Annotated in this window: 7 protein-coding genes; 4 read left to right on the plus strand and 3 right to left on the minus strand. The window is 45.9% G+C overall.

Features of this window, described 5'->3' with window-relative positions; translation table 11 throughout:
• Positions 1–96 precede the first annotated feature (96 nt).
• Entirely contained in the window at positions 97–2,958 is a 2,862-nt protein-coding gene (locus GV030_RS02000) for a pitrilysin family protein (protein ID WP_159579291.1), read from the minus strand.
• Between the two features lie 139 nt (positions 2,959–3,097).
• Positions 3,098–4,387, minus strand: a complete 1,290-nt coding sequence (locus GV030_RS02005) for an agmatine/peptidylarginine deiminase (RefSeq protein WP_159579293.1) — start codon at positions 4,385–4,387, stop codon at positions 3,098–3,100.
• 213 nt (positions 4,388–4,600) lie between these two features.
• Between GV030_RS02005 and GV030_RS02010 the strand changes: the two genes are divergently transcribed.
• Positions 4,601–7,435, plus strand: a complete 2,835-nt coding sequence (locus GV030_RS02010) for an outer membrane beta-barrel protein (RefSeq protein WP_159579295.1) — start codon at positions 4,601–4,603, stop codon at positions 7,433–7,435.
• A 465-nt stretch (positions 7,436–7,900) separates the two neighbouring features.
• Here the strand turns inward: GV030_RS02010 and GV030_RS02015 are convergent, their stop codons facing one another.
• Positions 7,901–9,022: a hypothetical protein gene (locus GV030_RS02015; protein WP_159579297.1), complete on the minus strand. Its 1,122-nt coding sequence runs from the start codon at positions 9,020–9,022 to the stop codon at positions 7,901–7,903.
• Between the two features lie 110 nt (positions 9,023–9,132).
• Here GV030_RS02015 and GV030_RS02020 point away from each other — a divergent pair, with 110 nt between their 5' ends.
• From GV030_RS02020 to GV030_RS02030, 3 genes are all read left to right on the plus strand, one after another.
• On the plus strand, positions 9,133–10,368 hold the full coding sequence (locus GV030_RS02020) for a hypothetical protein (protein ID WP_159579299.1): 1,236 nt from the start codon (positions 9,133–9,135) through the stop codon (positions 10,366–10,368).
• Between the two features lie 740 nt (positions 10,369–11,108).
• Positions 11,109–11,969: a hypothetical protein gene (locus tag GV030_RS02025; RefSeq protein ID WP_159579300.1), complete on the plus strand. Its 861-nt coding sequence runs from the start codon at positions 11,109–11,111 to the stop codon at positions 11,967–11,969.
• An 83-nt stretch (positions 11,970–12,052) separates the two neighbouring features.
• On the plus strand, positions 12,053–12,814 hold the full coding sequence (locus tag GV030_RS02030) for an outer membrane beta-barrel protein (protein ID WP_159579302.1): 762 nt from the start codon (positions 12,053–12,055) through the stop codon (positions 12,812–12,814).
• The last annotated feature ends 245 nt before the right edge of the window (positions 12,815–13,059 follow it).

The following is a 13,059-nucleotide window of genomic DNA, read 5'->3' on the forward strand; positions in this document are numbered from 1 at the left end:
TCACAACCACCAATGGCTGTTACCCTTTGTATCAAATCTAGTGGTTTTTAAATCCTGACCAAGCCCATGGATATGTGGATTATTACTTTTCATACTTTAATCCGTAAGGATATCCGATAGCTCTAATTCAACTAGCTGGCCAATTGAGGCTAGCTTTTGAATATCCAGATCTGACTTATTGCCATATATAGTGATCACAAAGGGTTGATCCTTAAATTGTGAATTGTAGAATTTGGCCAGGTCAGTCATTTTAAGGTCTTTGTAAACATGAAAGGCATGTTCATTGGGGTCATTGGTATATCCCATATTTTGATACGCTAAAATCTTAGCTCCCAGTTGTCTGGGTGCAGGATAGTTGGTCACTATTTCTTCCATTTTTATTGATCTCAATGTTTCGATTCTGCCGTCTCGATGTGGAAACTCTTTCAGGAGGTCAATCATCACCTCAATTGTTTCATCGGTTTTATCGGATTGACACCCAAAACCAGCAACCAGATACCCTTGCTCATCTGCACCATTGGGCCTGATGTACCTGCCAAAAATGCTGTACGCCAGGGATCTGTACTCTCTTATTTCCTGATAAACCACTCCTGTGAGCGACTCACCAAAGTAGGTGTTGAATGCCTCAATGTATGGATACTGGTTGCGGTCAATGCTGTCTCCTTTCAAATAGAAGTATACCTGACTCTGTCTGATTTTTGAGTCGTTGATCAGGAAAATCTTGTTTTGAGAGATTTCTCGTATGCTTGATTTTTTGGAAGTGGCGGGTGGTTGGTCTGGTGTTATTTGAAGTTCTTTCTGAAGCAACGTCCTCAGTTCATCTTTTGATTTGGATCCGAAATAGTTGATTCGAATGGTATTTTGTAAAAGCTCACTGATCCTTTGTTCATAGACTTCTGGTTCGGTTAGTTTAATGGTCTCGATAGGCGCTCTCCTCCGAAACCTGGTCTGATCATCAAACACAGCGTATCGAATGAGGGCATAGCCCAACACAAAGGGACTAGACTTTTCTTCTTCCCGTTTGATTTTTTCTGAGGTATAAACTGATTCAATCGAACCGGATGTGACTTTTGGTTCAACCAGCAGTTCATTCACCAGCTTTAAGCAGGCTTGAAGATTGGCTTCCAATCCATCCAGGGTGATGATCACCTCATCGCGCTCCAGTGAAGCCATGAAACTGCAACCTAACGACTCAAAGGCAGACTTCAGTTCCTCTCTTGAGCGCTGTTTGGTAGCTATTCTGGACAACAGATCTATTGTTTGTTGGAGTGCCGGATTTGTTTGCCACCCTGTTTGCAGCCGTATCTCAAGAGAGAACAAGTCATTTATCGCGTTTCTAATGGCAATCCCCTTATTGGAGCCAATGGAAAAGGTATCAGCTAAATTGAAATCAATGGTAAGCGGTTCACTGATTTCTTTTGAAAGCTTGTCCAAAAGGTTTCTGCCATAATCTGAAGAGCTGGCCTGTAGGGTAGGGATAGGCTTTAGTGAAGGTTTGGTCAGATTGTCCTTTTTAGGTTGTCCCTTTTTTGAGATTAAAAGCCCGTAATTTTTTGAGAAATACTGATCGATGGTTGCCAACACATTGTCCGCAGTGATGTTTTCTATTTCGTTGGGGTACTTTAATGCCTCTTCCCAGGAGAGGTTGAGAAAATCACAGGTTGCGATCAGTAGCGCTCTCGCTTCAAGGTCTTCCAGCTCCAGCCAAAAGTCCTTGATCAGGTTTTGTTTTGCTCCATTTAAGCGCGCATTCAGGTAATCAAGGTCTTTAAGTTTTGTAATCTCATCCAGTATCAGTGATTTGGTTTCATCCAAAGATGACTTAGGGTCGGGGACAGCATGGATATTGAGAGATGACGATAAGGCATGCTCATCAATTTCTATGTTTAGTTGCTGGACCTTATTATCGACTTCCAGTTGATCTAAGATGCCTGTTTTTTGTTCGTTACTCAATAAATAAATCACGACATCCAGGGCTGGACGATCTTTGTGATGGATTCGTTTGATGGGAAACAATACACTGACCATTGGAAAAGGGGTGACACTAATTTCTTTCCTTCTTTCCCCACTCATGGGTTGGTAGTCCGGGAATTCAATGGGTTCGTAATCTGCTGATGGAAGCTTGGAAAAAGATGATTCTATGGATTGCTTTGCTATAGCAGTATCAAAATTTCCTACGAGAAACAGGGCCATATTGTCAGCGACATAATGCCGGTTAAAAAACTCATGCATTTTGGTCAATGAAGGGTTTTTTAGATGTTCAGTTTTTCCGATGGTTGGCCAAAGGCCGTATGTGTAGTTCGGGTATAATATTTCCTGGGAGGTAGTGTAGAGTGCATTTTCATAATCATCGTCCCATCTGTTTTTTTCCTCATAAACAACCTCCAGTTCGGACTGAAATGTTCTGAAAACCGGGTTGATAAACCGTTCCGCATTGATGTCGATCCAATGCTGCATGTTGCGTGCCGGGAAATAGCTGTAGTAAAAAGTAACATCATAATCAGCAAAAGCACCGACTTGTGTGGATCCTAAGCTTTTCATTAAGGCCGAGAACTCATTTGGCAGCCCATATTTGGCAGCTGCTATTGATTCGGCATTGATTTGATCTTGTATTTTTTTTCTTTTACCACCAGTCACCGTTTCCAGCTGTTCGTACATGTTGATGATTTTCTGATAGTGGACATTCTCACTTTCAAAATCAGTTGTACCAAGGTTTTGGGTTCCTTTGAACAGCATGTGTTCTAAGTAATGGGACATACCTGTAGCATCAGGAGATTCATGTATAGATCCAGCTCTGACTAAAACCCCACCGAATACATTGGATGCCGTGGTGTCTTGATTTAAGTACACTTTTAACCCATTCTTGAGCGTGAATTGCTCAACTTTCAGAGTGTTGTTGGACTGAGCATTGACCAGGAAAGAGAGAGAAATGAAGAGAAAAAACAATAGTGTTCTCATATATGATGTCCGTTGATGCAAGGCGTCACAACCACCAATAGCCGTTGCCTGCTTGTATCAAATCTAGTGGTTTTACACTGCTGAACAAACCATTATGGGGAATAAGGGTACTACTCGTTTGCTGCCTACTGAGTTCATCTTAGATTGATTTTTTGGGTTTGAGCCGGGGCTGTTGCATGGAGAAGCAGTGTATACCACCTCCACCGAGGTTAACGGCCCGCGCATCCAGCATGACGACCTTACGATCCGGAAAAAGGGACTCTAATACACCCTTGGCTTGTTCGTCTTTCCGCTTGATTTCATCGGTCATTCCCTCACGCCAATATTTTTGCCCGATCACTACGGTATTGGTGATCAGAAAATTCAAATAACTGGCCGCAGCCACCACCGCGATGGTGTCCCCCTCAGGAAAGATGCTACCATCCCGGTAATCCAGGGTTTTGATATAGTCGTACACGTAATCCCCGGGGGCCATTTCATCAAAGACTGTCGCAGGCAGTGGCATTCTCACGATGTTGAATGGATTCCCGTCCTGATCAGTTTCCTGTAGCAGGAGCTGATAATTTTCCTCCAGTCTCCTGTGGTTTTCCATGGCTATGGGGTCATCAAATTCCGAGCTGTCCACTTGCGCCAGCAGGATGGTAGAGTCATTGACAAACCGGGCAAATTCATCAATGTGCCCATTGGTGGTTACTACGGTATAGGCTTTGGTGCCGTCTGCGGTGTTCAAGGGCCCCAGAAACGTGTGATCATCTTCCTGCAGGCCTCTTTTTAACCAAATGACTTTCTCCACACCCAGCAAACGACTATACTCAGCTTCCATTTGTGATTTGGAGAGGTGAGGGTTTCGTCCCTGCTCCACGCTCTCCGTCACCATCAGGGTGCCGAGCCCATTCACCTCACGATTGCCCCCTTCACTGATCATGGAGCTGGAAATGACGGGTAGTTGCAAGAGATTGGCCACACGGGTGTCATACAGCTCTTCAGTTTGAGTGTCTGTATCGAGTGTATCGGTATACCCCCAGGCATTAAAATTGAAATCGGCAATGGCGTGCCTGCCATCACTTGTTTCCACGAAAGTGGGGCCCATGTCGCGGGTCCAGATCTCCACCGATGGGATTTCCTGTATGGTGAGGTTTTGACTTTCCTTAAACCTTGAATTCAGCACCTTCCGGGCTTCATCGCAAAGCGCTTTATCCCCACAGGTGACAATAACATTCAGGTCATCGATGAGCGCTTCTATCACCGCCAGAGTGACCTTTTGCACAGATTCATCATTCTTATGCTCTCTTGGTGGCCAGATCAGCCAGACTGCATCCACCGCTTCATATTCGGCAGGCTGTCGTGTCACTGTCCAGGAGTCGGGTTGATTGCTGTGGGTGGCACAAGACAGGAGTAGGAGGGCAGTAATAAATAGGGTTATTCTCATGTTTGTTGGCGTGTGATGCTCAAGTGTGTGTGTCCTTCAGCTAAAGGTGTTAAAAGTAGTGAACCGGTACCATACATGCAATCTCAGGGATGATATGGGATGTTTAGATGAATAATAACCGTACTTATCACATTTCTTCAGGGTTTCTTCAGATTCTTCTGTTAATTTAGAGCCATAAAACACTGTCTAAACCTGTTTCTTAACTTGTTTCTAGTGTTTTCCATAAGGGCCATCCCGAGGATCACCCTTATACACCCCACCCAAAATTTTAATGTATTCAGGTATGCTGGCGGATTGGCTGGCACAAAAAATGAAAAGGAATCCATGAAATACCTCATTTTCATTGCGGTCAATTGCATTATTTTCCCACTCCTCGCGCAGGAATTTTCCATCAGTGGCAGCATTCAAAGCCACGAAGATCAGTCTACTTTTCCGGGTGCCACGGTGGTGGTCCAAAACCCCGGCGACTCATCCATCATCAAGGGGAGCATCACCGACTATGAGGGCCATTTCAAGATCAGCGGCTTAAGCGCAGGTACGTACCTGATCAAAGCGGACTTTATTGGCTATCAGACGCTGTACCAAAAGGTAGACCTGACCAGGAACCTGGACATGGGCACATTGGCACTGGTGGAGGATACCAAGGTGCTGGAGGCCGTTGAGGTGGTGGGCAAGCCCGTGGCAGCCATGCAGAAGGGTGATACCACGCAGTTTAGTGCCAGGGCCTACAAGACGGCCCCAGATGCTTCCAGTCAGGAACTGATAGAGAAACTACCCGGCATCAGCACGCAGGACGGAAAGCTGCAAGCCAATGGTGAGGACATCCAGGTGATTTTGGTGGATGGCAAGCCTTTTTTTGGAGGGGATGTGAATGCCGCTCTGCAAAACCTGCCTGCGGATGTGGTGGCCAGTATTCAGATTTTTGACAAAAAGAGTGACAAGGCGGCCCTCAGTGGTTTTGATGACGGTGCGCAGCAAAAGGCCATCAACATCATTACCAAGCCCAGTCGGAGGGTGGGTCAGTTTGGTAAATCCACCATCGGTGTGGGGACTGGCGGTACCTATCAGGGTGGGGCCAGTGTCAACTTTTTCAATAACGACCGGAGGATTACCGTTACCGGACTGAGCAACAACATCAACACGACCAATTACTCTGCAGACCCCGGTAGCATGGGGGATAACATCAATGCCAATGGGCTGATCAAAACCAATAACCTGGGCATTAACTTTAGTGATCACCTGGGTTCAAAATTTGAATTGAATGGAAACTATCAATTTTCGCGAGAGGAGAATGAACAAACTGAGCGCAAGCTGAGAGATTATGCCCTGGCCTCAGATTCCGGCCAGATTTACTCCGAAGATCGCTATTCCAACCGCCTGAATGTTGCACACAGGCTGGGTCTGAAGCTGGAGTATAAAATCAACGAGAACAATGTGTTGCTGATGCGTCCGCATCTTTCTTTCAGAAATGAGGAAAGTATCAATGATTTTCTAGGCCAAACCACTTCTGGTTCCAGTCCGGTGAATGCTACGGATAATACAGCCACGGCCAGCTATCAGGACTATGATTATGACAATAACCTCTACTATAGCCGGAAGTTTGGCAAAAAGGGACGCAGCTTCACCTCGCGACTACACACGGGGTGGCATACCAACGAGGATCGGTCCAGGCGCTATGCCGAAAACCAGTTTTTCAACGAAAGCGATAGCCTGGGGATACTTGATCAGCGAACCACTCGCTCCCGAACAGGCATTTCGTGGGAGGTGCAGGCCTCTTACACCGAGCCACTTGGTGAGCACAGCATGATGGAACTGGAGTATGAAATCGGGGATCGCATTGATGACTCGGATAAGCTCACCTATGATGCCGACGAATCGGGTGACTACAATGCGTTGGATACTGCGCTGAGCAATACCTTCAAGAGTGAATACCTCCGCCAGAAGTTTGAGGTGGGGTATCAGTGGCAAAATGAGGGGCTGAAACTGCAGGTAGAAACAGAGTTTCAGCGATCCGATATGTCAAACGATCAGGTATTTCCCACTCAGACGGACCTGAATAAGGGATTTAGCAGTCTGCTGCCATCGGCACGGCTGGACTACCGACTCTCCGAAGACAAGCGCATAGAGCTGAGTTATCGTACTTCCACCAGACAGCCTTCTATTGGGGATCTTCAGGATGTGATTGACAATTCCAATGCCCTGCAGCTCAGTGCAGGAAATCCCGACCTGAACCAGACTTACAACCATAAGGCAAGGGCCCGATTTTGGTCGAGCGATCCTGAAAATGGTAAGTCGCTATACGCCTCGGTGGAGTCTTCCTTTTCGCAAAACCTCATCACCAACTCTACCTTCATAGCCGAAGAGCCACTGGAGGTGGCCGAGGGTGTGATTCTGGAGCAGGGGTCACAGTTCACTCGACCTGCCAATGTGGATGGTTATTACCAGTTTAGGTCTTATATGAGCTATGGAAATCCCCTCGAGGTGATCAAGTCCAATATCCGATTCAATGGGGGTGTGAACTTTACCAGAAAGCCCGGGTTGGTCAACGATGTGTTGAATTTTTCGGATGCCCACAACTACCGCCTGGGGGTGTCGCTCAATACCAACATCAGCGAGACCTTTGATGTCAACATCTCCACCCGGTCCAGTTACAACGTGGCTAAAAATTCATTGCGGCCTTCGCTCAACAACAACTACTACAATCAAACGACCCGCTTAAAATACCGGTGGGTCTTCCTGGGCGGGTTTGTCTATCGGGCAGACCTTCGTCATCAGCTGAATACCGGCCTCTCGGAGGGCTATGACAACAGCTCCATGCTGCTCAATATGAGTGCCGGGCGCAAGTTCTTAAAGAATGATCTGGCTGAGATCAGTGTGAATGTCTACGACCTCCTGCAGCAGAACAACAACGCCCGTAGAAACATCACTGAGCTATACATCGAGGATCAGCAGTCCACAGTGCTGGAGCGCTACTTCATGCTCACGTTTACCTACAACATCCGCCACTTCAGTGCGGGTACCACCCGAGAGGATTTTGAGGATATATAGGTGAATCATGGCGGATTCTCATGTCACTTGCTCGATGTTGGCTTTAGAATGACGGAGCGGGAAAGAACGTCATTCCCACGCAAGCGGGAATCACATTGCGGTTCTGTTTTTTGATCGAAAAACATCTCTCATGAACCTGTCTGATGGTTCGACGGAGCTCACCATGACAGGTTCATACTCATCATGTCAGCTTGAGATGGCAATTCCATTTTTTTACTGACAACTTCTGACAGAGATGCAAAGATTCCGGTATTTGTTCACCGCTACGCTTTGCCCAAAACCGGAATGACGGAGCGGGAAAAGAACGTCATTCCGGTTTCTGAGGCACGAAGAAGACCGGAATCTTCTCCTGTTGACGGTTCGGTAGGTTTGAGGGAGCTCGCATTGTCACGCTGAGCTCCGTCGAAGCGTAAGACAATGCTCCCCGAGGCATCTTTTACCCGAACAAATCATTGGAATCTCCGTTCAAGGCTTCTTGATAGTAACCCCCTCGGGGTTATCAAATTTACCGGTGATGAGCCAGCCACCAAAGTCTTCAGACACGGCCATCAGGAGGGTGTTTTCTCCTTTTTTCAGGTTCAGATAGATAGCATCAAACAACCCGATGGTACCCAAATAGCGATAGTCTCGGGAGTGCCATCGGTTGTTGCCACGGTAGATGGGCTGGCCATTCAATATAGCCACCACTCGGTCGCTGTATCCAAAGTGAAATAACTTGACCTGATCCGCTTCGGATTGGATGATGATCCTGGCAAAGACCGTCTCACCCGGTGAGCCATCATACAAGGTCTGTACTCTGGAGATGTTCGCTGCGGTGCCTTCCTCCACCTTAATGGTGCCACCCCATTTCCGTTCATCAATCAGGCGTTGAAGGTTTGCCGGGTCTTCCAGGTCTTCCAGGCCTTTTTCTTCAAACATATCAGACACTTGCCAGGCTGGTACAAGTCCTTCTATGGGTTCCCTGATGCCAGGCTGGAAATCAACGAGCTCATAAGCGTTTGGATTAATGCGCATATTGGCCAGGTGCATACCCGAGGCGCCACCACCCCGGAAGACCACCTTACCTGCCTGTGCAGGATGAAACAGTATCCAGGATAAGTGGGGCTTTTCGGAGAAATCCATATACACCTGAGCCTTATCGCCATTCACCACTATTTTCACATGGGTCCAGTCATCATATTTGTAGTCATAGGGAAACGAATATTTCGACCCGAAATAAAGCTGCCAGGGTGTTACACCTTTCACAGCGGGCGCGGCCTGGTTAGCGTCAGGCTTGCCGGGAAGGTGGGGCCTCAGGTAAAACTGCTCCATGTCGCCACTCTCAACCGAACGGAAATTCATTCCGGGGAAGGCTGCTTCTTCTTTAAGGAAGATGTCAAATTCGATGGTACCATTGAGGAAGGTGACTTGTTTTGGGGACATGGAGCCACCCTGCAAGTAGATGGCCTGCTGTCCTTTGTAGTTTTCCAGCACGTAAGATTGCGCATTGATCTCCCAAAGGGCTGTATCCAGGGGAATCACTTGTTGGGCGTTGCCTATCGATGCAAGGCCCAAAAGGGCGAGGGTTAAGATTAAGTTTTGTTTCATGTCCTCTAGATACGATGTGGCATGCATGAAGGACTAACCCTTCCCGAGCAAGTTCGTTCATAATGATTCATGATTGTTCAGGAGGTGAATTATCCCCAACTTTGAATTCGATGAAAAAGACAGCACTGCATAGCGAAGAAGTAAGCCGACTCAGGGCGGAAATCGAGCAAAAGCTGGGCTGGGGGCCAGGATCCGACTGGCACAGCAGCGTGTTTTCTGAACTCAGCGAGAAGGTTTTTGAGGAATGTCAGGTCATGCTCAGTGCTACCACGCTCAAGCGATTTTGGGGAGTGGTCAACCATGAGAGTGTACCCAGTATCAGTACCCTCGATACCTTATCGCAGTTTTGTGGCTTTCAAAATTGGCGTGATTTCAAACAGCAGCCCTTCCGCAAACCTCGAAAGCAGTCTTATTTCCCCAGAAAGTCTCTGTATGTGACGGCCGGGTTTTTACTGGCACTACTGACAGTGGTACTCATCGGCAACAAACGACCGAATGCAGAGGAGCTCCCGGAGGGGATAGCCTTCTCCAGCAGGGCGCTATCCCGCGCTTATCCAAATTCTGTGGTCTTTGATCTGGATCTTCAGGGAGTGCAGTCTGACAATGTGCTGATTCAGCAATATTGGGATCCTACCAAGACCATCAGTATCTCCGATGACCAGCAACAGGCGACGGGTATTTATTACTTTCCGGGCTATTTCCGCGCCAAACTGCTGATCGACGATGAAGTAGTCGCTTCACATGATTTGTTTCTGAAAAGCAACGGGTGGATAGGGACGGTGGAGTACACGCCAGTTCCCAAATACTTCAGACCTGGTATGAGCGACGAGAAGGAGCTTTTTTACCCGGAGGAAATTGGTGCTGAAGTGAAAGCGTCTAAAGATCCGCTGATGACAGTATATCACTATGTCGATGATCTGGGAGAAGTCTCTGGGGATGACTTTACACTGAGAGCCAACATACGAAATACTTATGACGATCAATGGGCGGTTTGCCAATCGGTTGGGGTGTATGTGTTGGGTACCAAAGGGGCCATGATCATTCCTTTTTCGAGGGTGGGCTGCAGCTCCGATAATAACCTCATGCTCAACGATGTTTACCTGAGTGGCAAGGCCAATGACTTATCAGCATTTGGTGTGGATCTGTCGGACTTTACAGAGGTGTCCATAGCCGTAAAAACAAAGAGTGTCCAGGTTTCTGTGCGCGGAGAGGTCGTGTATCAATCGGCTTATCAGAAAACCATGGGCCGGTTGGTGGGATTGCGATTTAAGTTTCTGGGACTAGGGGAGGTGGCTAATTATTCTTTGACCTCAGGGGGTAGGAATGTGACGTTGGTGGGAGAATAATAGTAGAGTAGATGCTTGTTTATCTTCAATACGCTTTGTCCAAAACTGGAATAGTGGAGCGGGAAAGAACGTCATTCCCGCGCAGGTGGGAATCACATTGCAGTCCTGTTCGTTGATGGAAAAACATCTCTCATGAACCTGTCTGATGGTTCGACGGAGCTCACCATGACAGGTTCAGGCTCGTCATCAGGCTTGAGATGGCGATTCTGTGTTTTTACAGACAACTCCAGAAAGAGATGCAAAAGATTCCGGTGTTTGTCTAGCGCTGCGCTTGTCCACCGGATGACGGAGCGGGAAAAGAACGTCATTCCCAACGCAAGCGGGAATCACATTACCGTTCTTTTTTTGAACGAAAAGCATCTCTCATGAACCTGTCTGATGGTTCGACGGAGCTCACCATGACAGGTTCATACTCATCATGTCAGCTTGAGATGGCGATTCCCCGTTTTTACTGACAACTCCGAAAGAGATGCAAAAGATTTCGGTGTTTGTCTAGCGCTGCGCTTGTCCACCGGATGACGAAGCGGGAATGGAACGTCATTCCGGTTTCTGAGGCACGAAGAATACCGGAATCTTGTCGTTCTGATGGTTCAATGGGCTCGTCATGACAAGTCTCCTCGAACTCACTGTGAGGGCTAGAGAATCTACTCAGAGTTATGCCATGCTTTGTCAGCCTGAGCTCCGTCGAAGGGTAAGACAAAGCAGTGAGATTCCCTATAGCCAATAATGGTTTGATCAGGATGGAAAATCTGTTAGATTTGGTTGACAAGCGGGCATCAACCATGGTGGTTGATAGGCGGTTACTTAGTCACTACGAAATGAAAATGTTATTTATAGGTTTATTTGTCTCCTTAAGCTCAATGGCTTTTTGCCAACAATTAGAATTAGCTGACTACATAAATATTAAAGTACAGGAATACGAACGTAAAGGAGAAAAGAAGATTTCGATTCAACCTGAACTGTCAGCTGGAACCCCGGCAAAAAAGTTTGAAAGAAGATTTTTATACCTGATCTTAAATATTCCAGAGATATATACTTCTAACAGTAAAGAGAAATACATTGAGATGAAGTCATATTATCCCGATACGATGCGTATTGCAAATACTCTCTTAAAGGAATACGATTCAGATCCTAAGTTGAAAAGCTATTTTAATCAAACTCTCGAACCCATAATTGACCCTGAAAGTAGCAAAGAAATTACCTTTTCATCAGGTGAGCTTTTAGAAGTAGCCTCCAAATTTTTCTACTGTGACAAGGTTAAGCCTGACACAAGTATTCAAGCTCATGTATGCGTGGGTTTAAATGGAATAAAAGAAGCCAATTGGGAACAAGATTATACCCTATTACAAGCCTTTTGTTTTGAAGCCATTTTCTATGGAATCATGGATAATAAGGATTCTAAAATCTGGGACGCATTCACCTACGCAAAACAACAATCATCAGAATTTCATAGGCCTACACTTTCTTCATTAGATCAGTACCTGGAAGATGTTAAACTTGACTTGTTTGAACGGATGAGAACAAATGAAACTCTGGAAAGGGAACTTTTAGCATATTATGAACAAACGAGAGAAACTCTAGCTTTTAGCATCGAAGACTGAGCCTACCAAACGCTGATTGGTTATGTGCCCAAGGAGCGTTCTGGGGCTGGTTTTAGTCTATAGCCAACAATGGTTTGATCAGGATGGAAAATCTGTTAGATTTGGTTGACAAGCGGACATTAACCACGGTGGTTGTTAAGCAGGATGTTAGATTTAATTTGAGTATAATGACACAAAAACAACTGTTATTAATCATACTTTTTTCGATAGCATCAGTGAGAGTTTTAACTGCTCAAAGCTTAAACTTTGTGGGAAGAGGTAACCTTTCAATTGGTGCAGAATACCAAAGCATCGATTATAATGGTGGAGACCTATTCTACAGTCCAGGGGGCGGAATTGGAGTTGAATTGGGCTTGCAGTTAGATATTGTAAAAGGTTTCGCTATTCAATCAACTTTAGGGTATCAACTTCATTTGGCACTACAAGCAGAATCAGTCAACGGAGTCTCTAACAAAAGCTCCTTTAATTTTAACAGGAAGTTTATCTCATTAGGTGTTCTAAAAAACTTTAAACTGACAGACAAGACTGTCAATAGTTTACAAGTTGGTACGGGGGCTAGCATCAATTTTCCTGGAACTCTGAAGAGAACCGAAAATGATAACGAACTAGGTGAGTCAAGTTATCATTCAAATTTCGGGCTTTATTTTGAACTCGCTTTGCGGTTAAAGCTTTCTGATAAGGTATACCTTGATCCAGCAATTAGATACAGAAGATTAAATTTTTCTGCTGAATCTTATTCGAATGGTCCAATTACAGATTTACCAGACTATCTGCAGGATTTGAATTCTAATGGTATTGAATTAGGCATCACCTTCGTTAAAAAACTAAAATCTAGCAAAAGATAAGCTCAATGAGCAAACTGAGCTATAGCAAATTTTAGTGCTGAACTGTAATTTTAGGGGTTGCCTATTCCCGACGGGCTCTGACAGAAACGTTGCGTTTTTGCTTTGTCAGCCTGAGCTCCGTCGAAGGGTGAGACAAAGCAGTGAGACCTCCTATAGCCAACAATGGTTTGATCAGGATAGAAAATCTGCTAGATTTGGTTGACAAGCGGGCATCAACCACGGTGGTTGATGGGCGGTTGTTGTAG

The sequence above is a fragment of the Marinoscillum sp. 108 genome, assembly GCF_902506655.1.
Taxonomy (GTDB): domain Bacteria; phylum Bacteroidota; class Bacteroidia; order Cytophagales; family Cyclobacteriaceae; genus Marinoscillum; species Marinoscillum luteum.